This window comes from Flavobacterium sp. UGB4466, from assembly GCF_903469665.1.
Classification (GTDB): domain Bacteria; phylum Bacteroidota; class Bacteroidia; order Flavobacteriales; family Flavobacteriaceae; genus Flavobacterium; species Flavobacterium lipolyticum.
In genome coordinates, this window is sequence record NZ_CAGKLC010000081.1 from 1 (window position 1) to 22,464 (window position 22,464).

At 35.2% G+C, this 22,464-nt stretch carries 19 protein-coding genes and 1 pseudogene; 7 read left to right on the forward strand and 13 right to left on the reverse strand.

Features of this window, described 5'->3' with window-relative positions:
* Positions 1–94: 94 nt before the first annotated feature.
* From JO950_RS16740 to JO950_RS16750, 3 genes are all read right to left on the reverse strand, one after another.
* Complete coding sequence (locus JO950_RS16740; RefSeq protein WP_202703666.1) at positions 95–2,197, reverse strand: thioredoxin family protein; 2,103 nt, start codon at positions 2,195–2,197, stop codon at positions 95–97.
* Positions 2,197–3,507, reverse strand: a complete 1,311-nt coding sequence (tilS, locus tag JO950_RS16745; RefSeq protein ID WP_202703667.1) for a tRNA lysidine(34) synthetase TilS — start codon at positions 3,505–3,507, stop codon at positions 2,197–2,199. The genes JO950_RS16740 and tilS overlap by 1 nt, the downstream gene beginning before the upstream one ends.
* Positions 3,508–3,851: 344 nt before the next feature.
* Positions 3,852–5,138: an anthranilate synthase component I family protein gene (locus JO950_RS16750; protein WP_202703668.1), complete on the reverse strand. Its 1,287-nt coding sequence runs from the start codon at positions 5,136–5,138 to the stop codon at positions 3,852–3,854.
* Between the two features lie 277 nt (positions 5,139–5,415).
* Here JO950_RS16750 and JO950_RS16755 point away from each other — a divergent pair, with 277 nt between their 5' ends.
* The 3 genes from JO950_RS16755 (at position 5,416) to JO950_RS16765 (ending at position 8,129) form a co-directional block, all read left to right on the forward strand.
* Complete coding sequence (locus JO950_RS16755; protein WP_202703669.1) at positions 5,416–6,312, forward strand: DUF4349 domain-containing protein; 897 nt, start codon at positions 5,416–5,418, stop codon at positions 6,310–6,312.
* Positions 6,313–6,519: 207 nt separating this feature from the next.
* Positions 6,520–6,894: a DoxX family membrane protein gene (locus tag JO950_RS16760; RefSeq protein WP_202703670.1), complete on the forward strand. Its 375-nt coding sequence runs from the start codon at positions 6,520–6,522 to the stop codon at positions 6,892–6,894.
* 581 nt (positions 6,895–7,475) lie between these two features.
* The gene (locus tag JO950_RS16765) at positions 7,476–8,129 is read left to right on the forward strand and encodes a hypothetical protein (protein ID WP_202703671.1); all 654 of its coding nucleotides are present in this window, start codon (positions 7,476–7,478) and stop codon (positions 8,127–8,129) included.
* 52 nt (positions 8,130–8,181) lie between these two features.
* Here the strand turns inward: JO950_RS16765 and lpdA are convergent, their stop codons facing one another.
* Positions 8,182–9,585, reverse strand: a complete 1,404-nt coding sequence (lpdA, locus tag JO950_RS16770) for a dihydrolipoyl dehydrogenase (RefSeq protein WP_017495487.1) — start codon at positions 9,583–9,585, stop codon at positions 8,182–8,184.
* A 288-nt stretch (positions 9,586–9,873) separates the two neighbouring features.
* On the opposite strand from lpdA, the gene JO950_RS16775 reads away from it, so the two are divergent.
* Positions 9,874–10,332, forward strand: a complete 459-nt coding sequence (locus JO950_RS16775; protein ID WP_202703672.1) for an SRPBCC domain-containing protein — start codon at positions 9,874–9,876, stop codon at positions 10,330–10,332.
* Positions 10,333–10,392: 60 nt separating this feature from the next.
* Here the strand turns inward: JO950_RS16775 and JO950_RS22295 are convergent.
* The 4 genes and pseudogenes from JO950_RS22295 to JO950_RS16790 all read right to left on the reverse strand — a co-directional run.
* Positions 10,393–10,482: pseudogene (locus JO950_RS22295) on the reverse strand (AsnC family transcriptional regulator); the annotation flags it as partial.
* Positions 10,483–10,733: 251 nt separating this feature from the next.
* Positions 10,734–11,024, reverse strand: coding sequence for a type II toxin-antitoxin system RelE/ParE family toxin (locus JO950_RS16780; protein ID WP_202703673.1), 291 nt, complete (start codon positions 11,022–11,024; stop codon positions 10,734–10,736).
* Positions 11,008–11,259, reverse strand: a complete 252-nt coding sequence (locus JO950_RS16785) for a hypothetical protein (RefSeq protein ID WP_202703674.1) — start codon at positions 11,257–11,259, stop codon at positions 11,008–11,010. The genes JO950_RS16780 and JO950_RS16785 overlap by 17 nt, the downstream gene beginning before the upstream one ends.
* 89 nt (positions 11,260–11,348) lie before the next feature.
* Complete coding sequence (locus JO950_RS16790) at positions 11,349–11,807, reverse strand: Lrp/AsnC family transcriptional regulator (RefSeq protein WP_017495489.1); 459 nt, start codon at positions 11,805–11,807, stop codon at positions 11,349–11,351.
* 316 nt (positions 11,808–12,123) lie between these two features.
* On the opposite strand from JO950_RS16790, the gene JO950_RS16795 reads away from it, so the two are divergent.
* Entirely contained in the window at positions 12,124–13,350 is a 1,227-nt protein-coding gene (locus JO950_RS16795; protein WP_202703675.1) for an aminotransferase class I/II-fold pyridoxal phosphate-dependent enzyme, read from the forward strand.
* Between the two features lie 321 nt (positions 13,351–13,671).
* Here the strand turns inward: JO950_RS16795 and JO950_RS16800 are convergent, their stop codons facing one another.
* Positions 13,672–15,612, reverse strand: a complete 1,941-nt coding sequence (locus JO950_RS16800; protein WP_202703676.1) for an amino acid permease — start codon at positions 15,610–15,612, stop codon at positions 13,672–13,674.
* 771 nt (positions 15,613–16,383) lie between these two features.
* On the reverse strand, positions 16,384–19,290 hold the full coding sequence (locus tag JO950_RS16805) for an FAD-binding and (Fe-S)-binding domain-containing protein (protein ID WP_202703677.1): 2,907 nt from the start codon (positions 19,288–19,290) through the stop codon (positions 16,384–16,386).
* 730 nt (positions 19,291–20,020) lie between these two features.
* On the opposite strand from JO950_RS16805, the gene JO950_RS16810 reads away from it, so the two are divergent.
* On the forward strand, positions 20,021–20,704 hold the full coding sequence (locus tag JO950_RS16810; RefSeq protein WP_202703678.1) for a hypothetical protein: 684 nt from the start codon (positions 20,021–20,023) through the stop codon (positions 20,702–20,704).
* A gap of 103 nt (positions 20,705–20,807) precedes the next feature.
* Here JO950_RS16810 and JO950_RS16815 read toward each other — a convergent pair whose 3' ends face one another.
* Both JO950_RS16815 and JO950_RS16820 read right to left on the reverse strand, forming a co-directional pair.
* Positions 20,808–21,269 carry a GNAT family N-acetyltransferase gene (locus tag JO950_RS16815; protein ID WP_202703679.1) on the reverse strand — a complete coding sequence of 154 codons (462 nt, stop codon included), beginning with the start codon at positions 21,267–21,269 and terminating at the stop codon, positions 20,808–20,810.
* Between the two features lie 62 nt (positions 21,270–21,331).
* A complete protein-coding gene (locus JO950_RS16820) occupies positions 21,332–21,568 on the reverse strand; it encodes a helix-turn-helix domain-containing protein (RefSeq protein WP_202703680.1) in 237 nt (78 codons plus the stop codon).
* A 152-nt stretch (positions 21,569–21,720) separates the two neighbouring features.
* Here JO950_RS16820 and JO950_RS16825 point away from each other — a divergent pair, with 152 nt between their 5' ends.
* Entirely contained in the window at positions 21,721–21,954 is a 234-nt protein-coding gene (locus JO950_RS16825; RefSeq protein ID WP_202703681.1) for a hypothetical protein, read from the forward strand.
* Between the two features lie 98 nt (positions 21,955–22,052).
* On the opposite strand, the gene JO950_RS16830 is transcribed toward JO950_RS16825, so the two are convergent.
* Positions 22,053–22,464 (reverse strand): hypothetical protein (locus JO950_RS16830; RefSeq protein WP_202703682.1); only part of this gene is annotated, 412 nt, incomplete at its 5' end.

Here is a 22,464-nt window from a genome sequence, read left to right on the forward strand (position 1 = left end):
TCACTCTTCACTCTTCACTCTTCACTCTTCACTCTTCACTCTTCACTCTTCACTCTTCACTCTTCACTCTTCACTCTATGTTCTAGAAAAAAAACTACTTAAAATTAGAAATTCCTTCTTTCAGCCATTGCAAATATTCTTCTGCGCTTACATAACTAATAGTAGGTTTAGAATTGTTTAAATTCTTCCCTTCTAAATCGGTTATCACATATAATGGCTGCGTATTGGTTTTATATTTTGAAATCATAAAATCGGTCCATTTATCTCCTACCGTTTCAATTTTGTCTCCTTTTGCTGTAACATACTGCTCTTCTTTTGGCAGGTCACGTTTATCATCCACATAAAGAGAAATCAAAACCACCTCATTTTTCAGGATTGGTAAAATCATGGGTTCTGACCATACATTGTTTTCCATTTTTCGGCAATTCACACAAGCATAACCTGTAAAATCAAGCATAATGGGTTTGTTGATTGATTTTGCATACGCTAAACCATCTTCGTAGTCATGAAAAACCATAATACCGTGAGGACCTAACTCTGCTCCTGCCGGTAAACCTGAAACGGTTTCAGTACTACCGCTATTTGAATTTGCAGATCCCCCTACCCCAAACGGACTTTCGCTATATTGTGGTGGTGGCGGGAATGCACTGATTAATTTTAATGGCGCTCCCCAAAGTCCCGGAATTAAATAAACCGTAAATACTAATGTAAGCAATCCTAAATACAATCTTCCAACCGAAATATGATTTAGAGGACTATCGTGAGGCAATGTAATTTTTCCGAATAAATATAACGTCAGAGCTGCAAAAATAGCGATCCAGATTGCGATGAATACTTCTCTTTCCAAAAAGTGCAACTGAAGCACCAAATCAGCATTAGATAAAAATTTAAATGCTAATGCCAATTCCAGGAATCCTAAAACTACTTTTACAGTGTTCAGCCAGCCACCGGATTTTGGCAACGAATTTAACCAGCCTGGGAACATAGCAAAGAACATAAATGGCAGTGCCAATGCGAGTGAGAATCCTAACATTCCAACAACAGGAGCAATTCCACCATTTGAAGCAGCTTCTACCAATAAGGTTCCAACAATAGGTCCGGTACAAGAAAACGACACTATAGCCAAAGCCAGAGCCATAAACAATATACCAATTAAACCTCCTCTGTCGGCCTGCTGATCTGCTTTATTCGCCCATGAATTAGGCAGCATAATTTCGAAAGCTCCTAAAAATGAAGTAGCAAAAATAATCAGGATCACAAAGAAAATCAGGTTAAACCAAACATCTGTAGATAGTGCATTCAGCGCATCTGCCCCAAAAATTTTGGTTACAATCAATCCTAATACTACATAAATAGCAATAATAGAAAAACCATAAATGATAGCATTTCGTATTCCTTTAGCCCTGCTTTTACTTTGTTTGGTAAAAAAACTTACCGTCATTGGGATCATCGGAAAAACACAAGGAGTCAACAAAGCTGCAAATCCTGAAATAAAAGCAATAAAAAAGATCGACCATAAACTTCTTGATGGTGCTGGTTTCTTTACATGATCTACAACTTCCGCTGTTGCGTGATCAATTTTCTTCAGTTCTAATTTTTCCGAAACAGCTGTTTTACTCACCGTATCAACAGCTAAATCAGCCATTTTAGTCTCATCCGGTTTCGATTCTGTTACTACTGCAACGGCATCCATTTTAAAATTTGATGGAATCGCTATAGAAAACTTTTTACTGGAATTGATACAAACTTCTTTACAAACCTGAAAGTCAAAATCAACCTCAACCGTCTTTAAATTTGGGTTAATAATTGTGATCTCTTGTTCGATATGTGCTTTGCCTTCAAAGAAAGTTTCATTTACACCAAAGACATCATTAAAAGCTGTTTTGGTTTTTCCTTCTTTAGCCTTTCCAACCAAATTGTAATTTCCTTTCTGATTTTTAAAGGTAATCTCTAAAGCAAGTGGTCCACCTTCAGGTGTAAACTGCGAATACATGTGCCACTCTTTTTCAATTGTTCCGTCAAAAATCAAAACAGCATTATTACCGGCTCTCTTTTCGATTTTTGAAGTCCATTTTACCGGTTCGAGAATTTGAGCATTCCCTTTTGCAAATGCAAAAAGAAAAAACAATAAAAAAACAATGGATTTATTCCAGACACTTTTCGATATTATCGTTTGTTGGTAGTAGTTAGGGTTCATTATAATAATTCTATTTTAATTATTTCGTTTGTTGTATTCTCAATTTTAAAGCGTTCATCCTGTCTGATTCCAATAACCCACACAATCTGATTATCTGAGCATAAAATCCAAATTTTCTCCTTTTCAATCAGCGATAATTTTTCATCTTTAAAAAGTTTGCTTAGCTTTTTAGATTTCCCATTCATTCCAAAAGGATGAAAAACATCTCCCTCCTTCCATTTACGCAAAATAAGTGGGAAACGGATTTTTTCAGCGTCCACAAATATAGCTTTATTTGAATCTATTGTAATGTCGTCTACCTGACAAAGCCTTAATTTTAAGGGAAAATTAACGTCTTTCTCCTCTGCTCTAATTTCGAATACTTCATTTTCTTCTAATTCAGAAATTGGACTCAAAATCAAAGTATCTCTGTTTTTCAACAATCGAAAATCAGCCGAAAAAACCTGTTTACCGGATTGTCCCTCTACCAAATCATAAATATCATTCCAGGCTACGAAACCAAATTCATTTAGCCACTGATACAAATACGATTTATAATTGGGTAATTTCCTGAGCTGATTCAAATCAAAGTGAATGTCTTCTCCCTCTTCTTTCGCCACTTGCTGGTAAATCATGATCGAAGCATCCTCAACCATTTCCTGAGATTCCTGCAAATATCCCTGCGTTTTCTGAAAGGCATTTAAAAAATTTGGATTGATTTCTTTCAAGATCGGGACAAGATCGTGACGGATTTTATTTCGCAGGTATTTGTTTGATGCATTACTGCTGTCTTCGCGCCACGATATATTATTTTGTTGGGCATAGTCTAAAATTTCGGCTCTGGAAAAGGGCAAAAGCGGACGAACAATTTTATCATTTTGCTCCGGAATCCCAATCAGTCCGTCTAATCCTGTCCCTCGGGTTAGATTGATTATGAAAGTTTCGAGATTGTCGTCGGCATGATGTGCCGTTAAAATATAGTCGAAATTTTCGGTTTCCAGAAGTTCGTAAAACCAGTTGTAACGCAGTTCCCGGGCCGCAACCTGAGTGGATAATTTATAATCTTTGGCAAAAGCCTCGGTATCAAATTGAGTACTAAAAATCGAAATATCATTCTCGTCACAGTACTTTTGAATAAAATCCTGATCTCCAAAACTTTCTACTCCACGCAATTGAAAATTACAGTGTAAAACGGCGATCTCAAACGGCAATTGTTGAAACAAATGCAGTAAAACCATGCTATCCAATCCTCCGCTTACTGCCAGAAACAGCTTTTTATCCTCCAGAAATGGAAATCTTACAGCGAGATGATTTTGAAATTTTGAAAGCATTTATAAATGTAAAAATTTAATTCTATATATATGGAGAAAGTTTTTAAATCTTAAAATTGTACGAATTTACACTATATTTACGAATTGCAAATAAAATTGCACGAATTTTAATTAATTTAACGCATTGAGTGTAATTTATTTTAACACATAGAAACATAGCTTTAATACTTTCAAAAAAGACGTTTCACTTATTTAAAACACACAGAGACTACTATGTATAAGAAACATGTTTCTTTTTATAGACCTAAAACCTATGTTTCTATGTGTTACGTTTTTTTACTAATTATACCAAACAAGTTAATTTAATTTTATCATCTACGATTCATTAATCGAAAATACATTGGTTATTGCAAAACTTCGTGCATAGCTTTTGCCTTTAACAAACATTCTTCATACTCTTTTTCAGGAATCGATTGGGAAGTAATCGCACTTCCGACCGAAAACGAAATATATTTATTTTCCTGATTGTACAAAATACTTCTTATCACCACATTAAAATCGAAATCACCTTCAGGCGTGAAATAACCAACTGCACCACTGTACAGACCTCGTTTGGTTTCTTCCAGATTTTCGATAATCTTCATGACTGAAATTTTTGGTGCTCCCGTCATGCTTCCCATTGGAAAAGTAGTTCTTAAAACATCTATCGGTGAATACTGCGGATCTATTTTTGAGGTGATGGTTGAGATCATTTGGTGCACCTGTAAAAATGAGTAAATTTTACAAAGTTCCGTTACTTCAATAGCACCTTTCTGTGCTGTATGCGACAGATCATTCCGCACCAAATCGGTAATCATAATATTCTCAGCCCGTTCTTTAGGATCTGATGCTAAAAATTGTTTTGATTTTTCGTCTTCAACCGGATCTGAAAATCGTTTTGAAGTTCCTTTTATCGGTTGAGAAATTAAAGTTTCACCAACCTTTTTCAGGTACCGCTCCGGAGAAGCCGAAAGCAAATATTGTTTATGATTCTTAAAAAATACCGAAAACGGAGCTTGTGATATCGCATCTAATTTCTGGAATTTTTCCAACGGATTAATTTCGGTATTCTCAGCGAAAAATTCCATGCAAAAATTAGCCTCATACATATCACCTATATGAATGTGCTCCAGCATTTTGTTCACTTTTTCAACGTAAGCCTCTTTTGAAATACGCTGTTTGACTTCAATCGCGCTTACCGTTTCAAAGGCATCATATTTACTAGTAACGATTTCTTCATAATCCTCTTCCAGCTCATCATCGCAAAGCAATAAATATTGTATTTCGAGTTTATTTTCTTTTAACGTAAAAATCTTTTTAGGCTGAAAGAAAAACAAATCCGGAAAATCTAAACCGTCAAAATTTGATGATGTGAGATTTTCTGTATCGTTTTTTAAATCATAGGAAAGATATCCAAAAAGCCAGTCTTTAGTCGTTTGCTGATATTGTTTCAGATCTTCAAAAGCATTATGAAAATCTGTTTTTAAAGAGGTAAAAGCATCCACTGCCAAAACAAAATCAAAGCTTGAATATTCCTGTGGATAGGAATTACTATCCAAAAAAACAACCTCCCGAAATTGTTGTGACCAGCTTAAAAGCTGTTGTTTAAAATGCTCTGGATCTGAAATGTCTTTGTAAATGGTAACTCTCAAAAATAGGTAAATTTTAGGCCTCAAAATTACAACAAAAAAAATCCTTCAATAAAATATTAAACAAAAAATATTGGCACACTTTTTAGTATATCGAATTAACAAGAATACTCAAACTTTTTTTGCCTATTGATAAAATACACTTCTAAAAAACACAGCCAGTAATGACTAATACAGATTGAATTCGTTATACCCAAAAATCGATAACAATCTTTCTAGTCTCCCCCTTAAAAACGGATTCTCTAAATTATTACTCAACGCATTAAATCTAAAAAACTTTATGAAAACAATTGCCAACCTTGGATTGACTTCCTTAGTGCTTATCCTCTTATTCTTTTCCTGCAAAAAATTCGATCCCGCTACATCAGAAAGCCTTGAAGACCAAAAAACTACAACAGACAGCACTGCGATTTCTTCATCGGCAGCAGTGGAAAAAAAAGACGGTAAGCAAAAATTCATTCGCACTGCCGATATTAAATTTAAGGTAAAAAACGTCGTTAAATCTACTTATGCAATTGAAAACACCACTCAGAAATTTGGAGGTTTTGTAACCTACACCAGCTTACAAAGCACCATTCGTGATCAGGTTAAAACCAAAATCAGTCCCGACAGCACACTCGAAACCACTAAATATACGGTACAAAACGACATTACAATCCGTGTTCCCAATACACAGCTCGATACTGTTATTAAAATCATAGCCAAACAAATTGATTTTCTGGACTTCAGACTTATCAAAGCCGATGATGTTTCTTTAAAGTTATTATCCAATCAGCTTTCACAAAAAAGAAGCACTGTTACACAAAAAAGAGTCGAAAAAGCAATTGATACTAAAGGCAAAAAAATCAATGATGTTATGGAAGCTGAAAATGCGCTGGCGAACCAGAAAGAAGCCAATGATAACAGCATTATTGAGAATTTATCCTTAGAAGATCAAATCAACTTCAGTACCATAACTTTACAGCTGTATCAAAACGAAACAATAAAACAAGAGATAATAGCCAGTGAAAAAGACAGTGATGCTTATAAGCCCAACCTAGGCATTCAAATCATCGATTCGCTAAAAAATGGCTGGTACATTCTTGAAACGATCTTTGTTTTTCTAATTAATTTGTGGCCATTTCTTTTGATTGGTTTTGGAGGATTTTTCCTTTACAAAAAATACTTTAAGAAATAAGAAAAGTGTTAAAAAACAACAATTTCATAAGAAAAAAATCGTTATATTTGATATAGCATTCTATTTATCTCAAAATAGAACAATAATGACTGTCAAATTCTCAATATAAAAGTCATGAAAATTACTTTTTATCATTGGTGAGTTCAGATTATAACGTTTTCCAAAAATAAATTAGACTTTTTTAACCCATTAAAATTCTTAAGTATTATGAAAATTGCTACCATTATTGTCCGTGTTTTAATTGGCCTTTTGTTATTATTCGCTTCTCTTAGTTTTTTCTTCAAACTGGCTCCGGAACCAGAAACTACCGGTGATTTTAAAGCTTTTAATATGGGGCTAGTTGCCTCAACTTATTTATTGCCATTAGCAAAATCAATCGAACTACTTTGCGGAATTGCGTTTGTAACAGGACGATATGTAACACTAGCCAATATACTGATCTTACCCATTACGGTAAACATTTTGTTTATTAATTATTTTCTAAATCCAAATGGTTTACCATTGGCCGTTTTATTATTTCTTGCCAATCTGTTTTTAATCTACAGATATTGGGATAATTACAAAAGCATTTTCACCAGATAATCAATTTTTCACTGTACACTTAAAAAGCAAATCCGACAGTTTTAAAAACCTGTCGGATTTGCTTTTTTTTACTACTTACACTATTTTGCTTTACAACTGGAATAAAAAGGACCAAAAATGAAACCTTAAGCATACCAATATTATCTTTTCTGATAAAGCTGGCTTTTCCCGATACTTTCCTCTCACTCGTCTTTTATGACATTATAGCCCCTGTTATTTACCTTTATCACTATATTACTACTTAAGAATAGTAACAACCACTATTTAGAATCTGCTCTGACAACTTTAATTTATTTACTAAAAACTTTAGCAGTTCAAAACTAAGTTTTTTTTGAATTCTTCAGTGCTTACAAAACAAAGTATTGCTACAATTCTTCAGCATCTGCAAAACAAAACTATAAACATGATTACCAAATAATTAAACCCTGAACACCTACAAATACAGCCTCAGAATCATACCTCTAATTTACGAAATTTTTCCTAAACTTCTTCATTTTTAGACTCAAATATTACAAGAATAAAATCCAATTCTCCAAAAACTTTTACTAAACAATTATATTTGATGAAAATTTCCATTTTACATGAAAAAATATCTACTCCTCTTCTTATTATTATTTGTCCATTTTTCGAGATCGCAATCTATAAAATCTGTAGATTCGCTAACGACCGAAATCTGTAAATCATTGGTTCAAAATCAGGCTTTAGACAATGAAATCAGAATTAATACCATCAACAATTCGCATATCGCCCCTTATCTGACAAAATTTAAGGACAGTATTGTACAAAGAAGAGTGTTTGAGCAGCTATTTTTCAGGTTACATAAAAACTGTAACGAATTTGTAGCTCTTTTTCCAAACGAATCTGAGAAAAGCAGCTGGTCCATGCAGAATGAAAAGCCTCTTGATGAAATATCCAGAGAGGAATGCAATCATTTTGATCAATCTTCAAAATATTATTACATAGAAAATAGCGGTGCAAAAGTAGCGGTAACTTTAAGCGATCATTTATGGATTGAAAATTTTACCGATGGTACATTCTCAAAATTGCATTACAGAAAAAAAGGCAGTTGTGAATTTGAACTGGAATTTATTGAAAGTAATAATCTGTCGCGAAAGAACTTAAGCATTAAAGGCGACAAATATTTGTATCATCTGTATAAAGAAGAGAATGGAACTTATAATGTCTATTTAAAGAATAAAGAAACGTATTATACTTTTACCCTATTAAGGCAATAAAAAACCCGTCAGAAATAATTCTGACGGGCTCTTAAGATATATTTTCCGTAAATTATACGTGTAATGCTCTGTTATCAGTAGCTGCCAAAGCCGCTTCTTTTATTGCTTCAGCAAAAGTTGGATGCGCATGGCTCATTCTTGAGATATCTTCAGCAGAAGCTTTAAATTCCATAGCTGTAACCGCTTCGGCGATTAAATCTGCTGTACGGGCTCCAATCATGTGAACACCTAAAACCTCGTCTGTTTTTTCATCAGCAAGGATTTTTACGAATCCATCTAAGTCAGCACTTGCTCTTGCACGTCCTAAAGCTTTGAATGGGAAACTTCCTGATTTGTATTTAACTCCTGCAGCTTTCAATTGCTCTTCAGTTTGTCCAACTGCTGCAACTTCTGGCCAAGTGTATACCACACCAGGGATTAAGTTGTAATCGATATGTGGTTTTTGACCTGCTAAGATCTCAGCAACCATAGTTCCTTCTTCTTCCGCTTTGTGTGCCAACATTGCTCCACGAACAACGTCACCGATAGCGTAGATATTTGGAACGTTAGTTTGTAAATGATCGTTTACTTCTACTTGTCCTCTATCAGAAATTTTTACTCCTGCTTTGTCAGCGTTCAATCCGTCTGTATACGGACGACGTCCAACAGAAACTAATGAATAATCTCCTTCTAAAGTGATTGTTTCTCCTTTTGCATTTTCAGCCTGAACCACAACAGCATCACCGTTTCTTTCTACAGATTTTACTTTGTGAGAAACGTAGAATTTCATTCCTTGTTTTTTCAATACTTTAGTCAATTCTTTAGACAAAGAACTATCCATTCCCGGAATGATTCTGTCCATGAATTCTACAACAGAAACCTGAGCACCTAAACGAAGGTAAACTTGTCCAAGCTCAATTCCGATTACTCCACCACCAATAATTACTAAGTGTTTTGGAACTTCTTTTAAAGCCAAAGCCTCAGTAGAAGTGATGATTCTTTCTTTATCAATTTTAATGAAAGGCAAAGAAGATGGTTTTGAACCTGTAGCAATTATAGTATATTTTGCTTCAATAGTTTCGGAAGTTCCGTCAGCTTTTGTCACAGCAATGTGCGTTGCATCTACGAAAGAACCTAAACCATTAAAAACAGTAACTTTATTTTTATCCATTAAGTAGTTTACCCCACCTGCAGTTTGATCTACAACAGCTTGCTTGCGTGCGATCATTTTCTCTAAATTGATTTTCACATCACCTGAAACTTCGATTCCGTGATCTGCAAAATGTGCAATTTCCGCATAATGATGAGAAGACGATAATAATGCTTTTGAAGGAATACAACCTACGTTAAGGCAAGTTCCACCTAAAGAGTTATACTTTTCTACAATTGCAGTTTTAAATCCCAATTGTGCGCAACGAATTGCTGATACATATCCGCCAGGACCTGAACCTATAATGACTACGTCAAATGAACTCATAGTTTGTCTATTTTATTTTTAGCGTTACAAAATTAAGGAATAAAGTTTTGTTTGAAGTTTAATTTTCAATGTTTTTTGGGTGAAATTTTAGATGGAGTTTTAACCGTTAAGAGCACTAAGATTTACGCTAAGTTCGCAGAGATTAGCTGTTTTTGGGTTTGTGATAAATCTTACTTTTATATATTTTAAAGACACACAAAAACAAAAAACACTGATAATCAGACAACAAAAAACATAAGCCAAAAAAAATAAAATGTAAATTTGAAATCTAATCAATGCTAATTCAAAATGGAAAAACTACAATTCAAAATAGAGATAAATGCAACGGCTCAAAAAGTTTATGAGGCGATGCTGGGTTTGAAAGATAAAAACACCTATGAACATTGGACAGCAGCATTTAATCCAACTTCTACCTATGAAGGAAGCTGGGAAAAAGGCAGTAAAATTTATTTTGTAGGCCTGGATGAAAACGGAAAAAAGGGCGGAATGGTTTCTGAAATTGTAGAAAACCAACCCGCTGAATTTATATCTATAAGACATTACGGTTTCCTGGATGGCGAAACTGAAATTACTACAGGGGAACAAGTTGAAAAATGGACTGGCGGACATGAAAATTATTCCTATCAGGAAAATAACGGTATAACTACTGTCACTGTAGATCTGGATACAGTAGACGAATACTTAGATTATTTTACAAGTACCTATCCAACGGCATTAAACAAACTAAAAGAAATTTCAGAGCGATAATTTCCTTAAATAATACTATTAAAAAAACTAAGCACCTTAGCCTCTTAGAATCTTAGCACCTTAAAAAGAAATCACCGTTGAGTTCTTCGCTTCACTAATCATAAACATACTTTGTGTGCTGCCAATATGTTGAAGCGAAGTCAGTTTTGTGGCCTAGATTACACAAATTCTCTCGAAGTTTTTTTGTCTCTCGCTGATTTTGCAGATCATGCTGATTTTGTAATTCTTATAAAATCGCGAAAAAAGTAAAGATTTATCGCATTTTTGACGCACAGCTGTACATTTTTAAGGAAAACCTTTGTTCCTTTGAATCTTTACACCAAAAACTCAGAACCTTAACAACTTATATCCTTAGCACCTTTAAAGAAAACCTTTGCCTCTCTGAAACTTTAGATGCCGAATTAAGGCTTTTTCTTAGGATTTCTGGAAGTGTGGAAAACAGAGTAAACGATTATTTCATTTCCAATAATTTCATAAATAATTACAAATGGAAATTTTACCAAAGTTAATTCACGATAACCAGGTTCTTTTTTTATTTGAAATAATTCCGGATGTGTTTTTAAAACCTGTAGATATGTTTTTAAGTAGGATAGAAATTGCTTTCCTAAACCTTTGCTCCTACTTTCATAGAATTCAATAGCTTTATCAATTTCATTTTCAGCTAAGGGTAAAATTTTAATTTTGAAAACCATACTTAGCATTCAAACGTTGTTCTACTTCTTCCCAGGAACTCGCTTCATTCTCCTGTGAAAGATACTTTTCTCTTTCTTCAGCAACAAGATCATAATGAGAATCAGGAACAAGTGATTCTTTTTCATCATGATTTATCGCATCAAAAACACTTTCCAGAATTTCTAATTTAGAATCATCTTTTATGAATTTCCCAAAATCCTTTATAAGTCTAAGTCTTAATTCTTTTGTTTCCATGCTAAAATCTATTTGATTCAAATTTAAGCTTTTTTCGCTTTTGAATTTGAATCACAATCCAAAAACTTAGCCTCTCAGAATCCAAGCCCTTAAAAAGAAATCACTGTTGAGTTCTTCACTTCGCTAATCATAAACATGCTTTGCGTGCTGCCAATATGTTGAAGCGAAGTCAGTTTTGTGACCAGGAACTCACGATACGCTTCCATGTCTTTTACCAAAACTTTTAAGATATAATCATAATCACCGCTTACGTGGTGGCATTCCAGCACTTCGTTTAACTTGGTGACTTCACTTTCAAATTTGGTTAGGAATTCCTTAGTATGCTGAATCAGTTTTAAATGACAGAAAACCACAAATCCTTTTTCGATTTTAGATTTATTCACTAGAGCAACGTAGTTTTTAATGATGCCTTCACGCTCCAGCTTTTTAATCCTCTCATAAACCGCCGTCACAGAGAGATTGAGTTTTAAAGATAATTCTTTATTCGTTTTTTTACTGTCGGTTTGTAATAAAACCAGGAGTTTTTTATCTGTGGCATCTAAAGTCATGGCTTCAGTTTTAGGGTTTATGGTTTATAGTTCATAGTTGATGGTTTATAGTTTGTTCTTATTGCTGTAAAATGAAAGAAAATCTATTAACTGATCTTGCCTTCATCAAATTTAGATTAAAAATCAGGATAAATACATTTTTGTAGTTTTAAAATCTAATTATTCATTTCGTGATTGATTAATTTTCCAATTAGCTCTTAATTTGAAAAAGATTTCCTTCAAAAAAGAAGATACGAGGTTCATATTAGAAGTAAAAATCAAAATAGCAGTCTCAAAAAACCACAAACCACAAACCACAAACTATAAACTATAAACCATGAACCACTTTAACCCGGCAGACAAAATTCAGGATTTGCAATACTTTGGTGAATTTGGCGGTGTAAATCCATCGATTTCCGATTCTTCTACTTATACTTTTCTTTCAGCCAAAACCATGTTCGATACTTTTGAGGGGAACATGGAAGGTTGCTACTTATATTCCCGTCATTCTTCTCCAAGTAATCTGTATCTGGATCAGGCACTGGCAGCGATGGAAGGAACAGAAACCGCCAATGTCTCGGCTTCCGGAATGGGGGCTATCACTCCTACCCTGCTACAACTTTGTGGTGCGGGTGATCATATTGTCTCAAGTAGAACTATTTATGGCGGAACGTATGCCTTCCTAAAGAATTTCATTCCTCGCTTTGGAATCGAAACGAGCTTTGTGGACATTACCAAACTTGACATTGTAGAAGCGGCAATCACCTCTAAAACTAAGGTCCTATACTGCGAAACGGTTAGCAATCCGCTATTAGAAGTAGCTGATATCGCCGGACTGTCTAAAATTGCCAAAAAATACAATCTAAAATTGGTGGTAGACAATACGTTTTCACCTTTATCGGTTTCTCCTGCAAAATTAGGGGCCGACATTGTGATTCATAGTTTAACCAAATATATAAACGGAAGCAGTGATACTGTTGGTGGTGTAACCTGTGCTTCGAAAGAGTTTATCAATTCGCTAAAAAATGTAAATTCAGGCGCCAGTATGTTATTAGGACCTACAATGGACAGTCTGCGTTCGGCTTCTGTGATGAAAAACCTTCGTACGCTTCATATTCGTATCAAACAGCACAGTCATAATGCACACGTTTTGGCTGATAAATTCGAGAAAGACGGTTTAAAAACGGTTTATCCGGGATTAAAAAGCCATCCAAGTCATGAATTGTACAAAACAATGATTAATCCGGAATATGGTTTTGGAGGAATGCTGACCATTGATGTGGGCTCACTGGAAAAAGCCAACGAGTTAATGGAATTGATGCAAACCCGGAATTTAGGTTATCTGGCGGTGAGTTTAGGGTTTTATAAAACATTATTCAGCGCACCGGGGACTTCTACTTCAAGTGAAATTCCATTAGAAGAACAAGCCGAAATGGGACTGACGGATGGTTTGATCCGTTTCTCTATCGGTCTGGACAATGACATTGAACGTACCTACAAAATGATGAAAGCCTGCATGACAGAGCTTGGCATCTTGCAAAATAAAACAATTCTTTATAAATAAATTTGCACGATTTTTTTTTTAGTTTGTTTAAATCCGCTGAAGGTTTTTCTTTTGGCGGATTTTTTTTGTTCCTGTTTGAAATGAAAAGATCATTTTACCTGATACAAAATAATAAAACCGTTCTGAAAACATTCTCAGAACGGCTTATCATCTATATTTTTTTTATATTTCAATGGACGGATTAAAATCTATCCCCAATGCATTTCGTTTCAATGGCGGACGGATTAAAATCCATCCCTACAACGCATTTTGTTGTCCAATGGGGACGGATTAAAATCCATCCCTACTATACATTTCGTTCCGATGGAACTCTTATAGCGCTTAACTTATAACGTTCTCCGTGTTTAGCTTGCTGTTTTTTCGGCTGAAGCCAAAATAAATACAAAGACCAATAAGCAACCAAACTGTGAAATAAATCCAGTTCCAAACACTTAATTCGGCCATCATATACAAACAACAGATTAAACCTAAAAGCGGAATTAAGGATAGATTCTGTTTGAAAGCCCAAACCGTTAAACCAACCAATACCAATAAGAAGATCCACATTGGAATTTTATGTTTAAACAAACTCAGTCCGCTTTCAAATTTTGCAGTGTCTTTAATTGGCAAACCTTTTACAACCTCAACATATTTTGCTTCATCATCCTGATACTGGCTTAATAAATGCTCTAAATCGGATGTTTCTGAAGTTTTATTCTGAACGTCGATACTTTTTAAATAATTGAAAACTTTTTCAGAATCGGTTTTATCCAATGACGTAATAATATCTGCCGGGCTATTCACCTGGGTCTCATTGGTGATAAAACTCATCGTGGCTTTTTTATTGTACCCAAAGGCAAAAACTAATCCTATGATCAATAAAACCGGCATTATATATTTTGAATTGATATAAGGCGTTTTAAACTTTCCTCTTGGAATCTCTGGCTTATTTTGCAATACCAAAACTCCGGCACAAACCAATACAAATGCAAATAAAGTTCCGATACTGCATAAATCCGTTACCATGGTAAGATTTAAGAATAACGCGGGTACTGCAACCACAAAACCAGTTACGATAGTGGCATAAGAAGGCGTTTTAAATTTTGGATGTACTCTTGAGAAACGCTTTGGCAACAATCCGTCACGACTCATACTCATCCAGATACGAGGCTGTCCCATTTGAAAAACCAACAAAACACTGGCCATCGCTACTACAGCACTTACTGCAATGATTCCGGACATCCATTTTAAATCTAATTTCTCGAATACAAATGCTAGCGGATCACCTACATTTAATTCGTTATAACGCACCATTCCGGTTAAAACCAAGGCAATGGCGATATACAAAAGCGTACAAATAATAATCGCCCACATCATTCCACGTGGTAAATCTCTTTGTGGATTTTTACATTCTTCGGCTGTAGTTGAAATAGCATCAAAACCAATGTAAGCGAAAAATACTGCAGAAACTCCTTTTAATACGCCACTTACTCCATTTGGTGCAAACGGATCCCAATTGGCTGTATCTACATAAAATATACCAACCGCAATTACCAAAAGCACAATACAAAGTTTTACTACCACCATAATATTACTGGCATTACGGGATTCTTTCATTCCACGGTAAATCAATGCTGTAATCAGGATGATAATTAATAAAGCCGGAAGATCGGCAACAAAATGAAACGAGCCAAATAAAACCGGAGAAGTTGTCCAGGCCGTATAAGCAGACTGCAGAGCAGGTTCTAAATTTTCAAAGGCTTTTCCACTATGCATCAAAGCTGTTGCGTTATTAAATCCGTTTGAAGCGGTTAAGTAATCCATCTGAACCCACTGCGGGAGATGAATCCCTCCACTGGCGAGAAGCCCCGTAAAATAATCACTCCACGATATCGCAACGGTTATATTTCCAACGGAGTATTCCATGATCAAAGCCCAGCCAATTACCCAGGCTATAATTTCTCCAAATGCCACATACGAATACGTATAAGCACTTCCTGAAACGGGTACCATTGAGGCAAATTCTGCATAAGCAAAAGCGGCAAAACTACAAGCTACCGCTGTAAATAAAAACAAAAATATAACGGCTGGTCCGCCGTCTGCACTGGCTTTTCCGATCGTACTAAAAATTCCGGCACCCACTATAGCGGCAATTCCGAAGGCAGTTAAATCTCTGGCAGTTAAGTGTTTTCCTAATGCATTATGACCGTCCGCATCGTTTTTTGCAACTTGCTTCAGAATATCTTGTACCGTTTTCTTTCGGAATAAACCTGATAATGCCATATATGATTTTGCTTTTAAAATTAATTTAATTCGGTCTTTGTGGTTTTATTTTGCAAATAATGCAAAAATTATCCTGATTTCAAATATATAAAACGATTTTGTTTTGCATCGCTTTTTGTAATGAATTATTTTCACCCACGGATTATTGCGGATTAAACCCAGTCACACTGGTTTATTCTTTTCACGCAGATTTTAAAAAGATCTAAGCAGATGCGCGCAGATTTTATTTATTCTAATCTGTAGATTCTGCGGGAAACTTTTTTACCACTTCAAATCTTTGCTTATTGCTTTCACGCAGATTTTAAAAAGATCTAAGCAGATGCGCGCAGATTTTATTTATTCTAATCTGCTTTAATCCCCTTTGATCAGCAGAATCTGCGGGAAATCTTTTTAGCATTTCAAATCTGTTCTTATTTTTTTTTCTCGTAGATTTAACAGATAAAGCAGATTCTATCATCGGAGAAATTTTACACAGATTTTCAATAAACTAAAAATAAATCTACTCAATCTGCGGGAAACTTTTTTAGCATTTCAAATCTTTGCTTATTTTTTCTCGCAGATTAAGGAGATTTTTTTACCACAATAAGATCTGCTAAATCTGCGAGAGAGAAAGAAAAAAAGCCCTACAAATTGCACAAATTATTCTTTTGCCACAGATTATAGGGATTAAATTGATTAAAAAAATCTGTGAAAATCTTTTAATCTGTGGCAAAAATAAATGTGCAAAATCTGCGTGAGAAAAATCTAAAATCTACATTCTAAAATCTAAAATTACTTCAGGCAGTTTCTTAAAATACTTACCGGATGCTGGGCTTCTCTACTTGTTCCATCATAAATTTGGTGGCGACAACTGGTTCCAGCTGCGGCGATTTTCACCTCCTGAGCGGTGGCTCTTACTTTTGGGAATAGGGTATCTTCTCCCATTTGCATGCTTACCTGATAATGCTCTTTTTCGTAACCAAATGATCCCGCCATTCCACAACAACCTGAATTGTAAATGGTAACCACATTATTCATTGGTAAATTCAGCATGGCAAAAGTCGCTTCAACTGAACTCAATGATTTCTGGTGACAGTGTCCGTGAATTTTAATTTCTTTCTTTTCTGCCGAAAAAGAATCAGCTATGATCTTACCATCGACAATTTCTCTTTTAAAGAATTCTTCTATCGTAAAAGCATTTTTAGCTACTTTTTCAGCGGCTTCTTTGTTCGTTGCCAGACGCAGATATTCATCTCTGAACGTTAATATTGCCGAAGGCTCAATTCCGATTAAAGGTGCTTTTGCTGAAACTAAATCCTTAAAAATAGTCACATTGGTATCTGCAATTTTCTTGGCTTCTTCCAGAAATCCTTTCGACAAATACGTTCTTCCGCTTTCTTCATGATTGACGATCAGCACTTCATAACCTAATTTTGTCAATAGTTCAAAAGCATCTATACCGATATTAACATCATAATAATTCGTAAACTCATCATTAAACAAATACACTTGCCCGTTGGGGAAATTCTTTTGTTGTGGTTTATGATTTTCGTACCATTTTTGGAACGTCTTTTTTGCCAATAACGGAACTTGTCTTTCCGGAGCAATTCCCATGCTTTTTTTCACGAGAGACTGATTGGAAATAAAATTCGTAATCGACGGAAACAGACTTCCCATCTTATTCAGTTTGGCGTTGTGTGCAAAGATTTTGTTTCGGGTCGAAAAGCCGTTTGCTTTTTGGTATTGGTATAAAAATTCTGCTTTCAGCGTGGCTACGTCTACATTACTAGGACATTCGCTGGCACAGGCTTTACAGCTCACACACAATTCAAAAACTTCGTAAAGTTCTTTCTGGTCGAATTTATTTTCTTTCTCTGAATAGGTCAAATATTCGCGTAAGGCATTCGCCCTGGCACGCGTAGTTTCTTTTTCATTTTTCGTCGCGCGGTAACTCGGACACATGGCTCCTCCTGCCGACGGCAATTTTCGGCAATCACCTGAACCGTTACATTTTTCGGCGGCACGCAAAATCCCCAAACTATCCGAGAAATCCTGAAACGTTTTAATATCCGGTTCAACTCTGCCCGAAACAACACGATGGTTTTCGTCCATTTTTAAGGCATTCACAATCTTACCAATATTCAAAGCCGAGTTCGGATCAAACGCCAGCTTGATTCTTTTTAGCAATTCATAATTGGATTCCCCAATCATATAAGGAATAAATTCACCACGCACGATTCCGTCGCCATGTTCTCCACTCAGAGATCCTCTGTATTTTTTAACCAAAACAGCCACATCGGTGGCAATGGTTCTGAAAAGTTTTAAATCGGATGTTTTTTTCAAATTCAACACCGGACGCAAATGCAGTTCTCCTGCTCCGGCATGTGCGTAATAAATTGCCTCTTGCCCGTGACGCTTCATCATGGCCGAAAATTCAGCAATATAAGCCGGCAAATCGCTCAATTCAACGGCAGTATCTTCGATTGAATCGGCCGCTTTATTGTCTCCCACTATACTTCCTAAAAGACCCAGACCTGCTTTACGAAGTTCATTGGCTTTGTCAATATCATTCCCGTAAATTTTTACCCGTGCATAACCAAAATTGTTTTTTTCCAAATCAGCAATCAAAGCATTAGCCTGTTTTTCAGCATCTTCTAAAGTATGCGACGCCACTTCAAACAACATAATAGCTTTGGGCTCTCCCACCAAAAAGAAACGGTTTTTAATATGTTCCCGATTCGTTTTGGTACAATCTAAAATCGTATCATCAATCATTTCTGCCGTGTACAAATGATGCTTCATCGCTACAACAACAGATTCTAATGATTCCTGAATCGTGTGATAATGCCCCACAACCATAATACTGTGAGGTGGAGGCAGATCGTCTACTTTCAGCGTCACTTCGGTTGTAAAAGCCAGTGTTCCTTCGCTCCCGCAAAGCAGTTTGCCTAAATTGATAGTGGGTTCAGTTCCGCCAAACAAATCCGATTTCAGCAGAATATCAACAGCATAACCTGTATTTCTTCTGTGAATCTCGGGTTTCGGAAATTCTTTTACAATTTCTTCCTGAGTGGCAACAACAGAAAGCTCGTCGTAAATGGTTTTGTATATTTTATTTTCTAAGGTATCCCCTTTAGTTTTTTCGATAAATTCAGCAGAAGTCAGATCCTTAAAAACCACTTCCGAACCGTCGCTTAAAAGAGCTTTTAATTCAGCAATTTTATCACGTGTCACTCCATATCGAATCGAAGTGGTTCCAGAAGAGTTATTCCCCACCATACCGCCAATCATTGCGCGGTTTGATGTTGATGTAATTGGGGCAAAAAATACGCCATGCGGTTTTAAAAACAGATTCAGCTCGTCGCGAATTACACCAGGCTGAACCGTTACAGTTTTCTTTTCGGCATTGTACGAGATAATTTTAGTAAAATGCTTCGACACATCAACGACCAATCCGTCTCCTACTGCCTGTCCTGCCAACGAAGTTCCGGCCGTTCTTGGCGTAATCGACAGCTGATGCTGTCCTGCAAATTTTATCAGCTTGGCAATATCTCCAATTGTTTTGGGGATCGCTACCGCATTGGGTTTAATTCGATACACAGAAGCATCGGTCGAATAAAGCGTTTTATGAAGATCATCATATAAAAGGGTTCCTTCTAATGATGCTGATAATTGTTCTAACTCTTTAATTATTGACATTATAACTTGGTTTATAAACTAAAACGGATTCAGTGAATTACAAAAATAGTTTTTTTTAAGGTTCTGAGAGGCAGAGAGGCTAAGGTTCTAAGTTTTTTTCTGTAACTGTACCTTTTTGAATTGGAATTTAGATTTTTCGAGTTAGAATTTCACCCCAATGGTCACCCTGAGCGAAGTCGAAGGCACATCAATTGGAACGAGGGCTTCGACTTCGCTCAGCCTGACCGTAATGACATAAGACAAAAACCAAGTGCCATCCTGAGCGGAGTCGAAGACTAATGAAACTTTGAGGCTCTAAGACTCTAAGAGGCTAAGGTTCTAAGTTTTTTTCTGTAACTGTACCTTTTTGAATTGGAACTTGGAATTTTTGAGTTAGAATTTCACCTCAATGGTCACCCTGAGCGCAGTAGAAGACACATCAATTGGAACGAGGGCTTCGACTTCGCTCAGCCTGACCGTAATGACATAAGACAAAAACCAAGTGCCATCCTGAGCGGAGTCGAAGACTTATGAAACTTTGAGGTTCTGAGACTCTAAGAGGCTAAGGTTCTAAGTTTTTTACTTTGATTACGCCTTTTTGAATTGAAATTTGGAATTTTTGAGTTAGAAATTCACCTCAATGGTCACCCAGACCGTTGTGGAAGACTTAAAACCACTATTTCAATACAACCTTTTGAAATTTGGAATTTCAAAAATTGAAATTTACATTTGAGTTACAAATCTCCAATATATGAACCAGCCAAACAGAATCTATTTTTTAGGAAATCCATATCCAAAAGGTCACACTTTAGAACAATTTAAATGGAACGGAAGAATCGAAGAAGATGAATCGATTTGGTTTGATTTCCATTTAAAAACAGATGCTTATTGTGCCGAAGATCAATCCGAAGACGACGATGAAGAATATAAAGGTGACTGGCATTCCAAAGGAGTCTGGGGCAATTTTCATCAATGTACAATGTCTTCAACACATTGGGGAGATTATGGAATTAAAATCAATAAAACTTCACAAAAAACTGTTTTCAATGATTTTATAAAAGAGGATTTATTGGCAGACACTTTTCCCCTTGATGATGATTTTGATTATGACGAAATTGCATTCGGAATTTATTTATTAGGACACGATACCTGTGCCAATCATAGAATAAAAATTACTCCCAAAGCTCAAAACAAATATGATATTGAATGGACTGGAAAAATTGCTTTAACCTATTCCGGAGCCGACGAATTTAGACATGATTTTGAACTTCTTCTACATAATACTGAATTCGATGGTTTCTATTATCCTAAATCCTGGTCGCACGAAAAAGCAGCAGATTTCTTTAAAACTAATTTTGAAGATTTTGAGGAATACGAATTTGTCGACCTCAACCCAAAAAGCAAAAAACGAGAATACAAGTTCAAAAAGGAATAAACTTCTTTCAACCCAATTGCCCCCCCCTAAGCGGAGTCGAATGCTTATGAAATCTAAACTCAAATAAAAGTAAAATTTTCATTTTGCAATCACAATTAGTAAATTAAAATTGTAATATCATATCGTGTCTGTGCATTCCTATGGTGTAGTAATCATTCGTCACTTTTGTGGTTCGAAACCCGTGTTTTTCAAAAAAACCTTTTGCATATTGTGTAGTATCAATAATTAAAGAAAATTCAGGGTTGATTTGTCTGATTTGTTCAATTCTATGCTGTAAAAGCTTTTCACCAAATCCTCTTCCATGAAAGTCTTTGTGAATAAGTCCCCACGCCAATGCAAAAAGGCTATCATCATTCATGTCTGCAAATCCTCCACAGCCAATTACTTTTTGATTGTACTGAACAACAAAAAACCGAACATTATCTTTCCCTTTTTCAATACGCTCTAAAAAATTTTCAAAATCCTGTACCTCCTTACTTGCAAAATAATCCGGAACATTACTTTTAAAGGCTTCTATACAATCATTATAGTCACTGCTTAAATATTCTCTGATTGTTGTTTCCATTTTTATAATACTAATTAGAACCTTTTATCACCAATTACCAACGTTTTAACAGATAACAAAGTCTACAAATCTTTAATCAAATCACCCGGATTTACTTTTAAAGATTGAGCAATTTTAAACAAAGTACTTATCTTCATTTCCTGAGAACCTTTTATGTATTTCCTCAAATTCTCTACATCCATTTCAGCATCATGAGCAACCTCCCTTTGTTTCAGCTGTTGCTCTTCTATGATATCTTTTATTCTGATTCCTAATTGTTTGACAACTTCCGGAACTTCACTTTTTCTTGTCCTTTTCATGGGAATGAATTTACAATCAACAGATTGTTTTTATATGATTGTAAACAATCGGTTACATTCAACCGTTTATTTTATATATTTGTATTCAGCTAATTAAACACAACTCAATAACGGAAGTCGCAAACATGCATATTCCCCTAAAATTTTAGATTATGAGTACAACCAATCTTTCACAAGAAACCGAAACCAGGCTAACCAATTTTTTCAACAACACTATTGACCCAAAAGAAATGGCGAAAGCCATAAGACAAGTCAATTATATTGTTGCCTTAGGTGTTTTAAGAGAACATGAAACGCTTAAAAATGAGATAAGCAATCTCGAAAACAGCTTTTATTGGCTCAATGAATTAGCAGAAGTTTTGAATCCTTATTTGTGTGAGGAGTAATAACTATCTTTAGAATTAACAATGAAACCTCGGTTTTTTAGGAGCGAGGTTTCATTGTTTAAAAAAATTTTCTCTTTAAATATAATTTTATGTTCATTTTAAGCAAACTCAAATTCAAGTTGATCTTGTTTACTCTTTCTTAAAAAGTCTTTATTCGACATATAACTCCAAATACTATAATCCAAAGATTTTCGAGAAATATTTAAAAAATCGGCAGCAAACTCTACCGTTTTCTTTATATCAATATAACCTTTAATTTCAATTTCAGCCATTTCTACAAAACTATAAATATGTCTATCAACAGCCACAACATCAAAATTTAATAATTTCAAAAGATAATCTACTGTTTTTGGCCCAACTCCTTCCAAATTCAACATTTTTTGTTGATTTTCATTTTTTTGCAAGTGATTTTTTAAATCATAGCACGTATCTATATTATTTTCAATCAAAAAATGAATACAATCATATATTCTGTTTAATTTAGTTTCATGCTTCCAATTAATAATATTT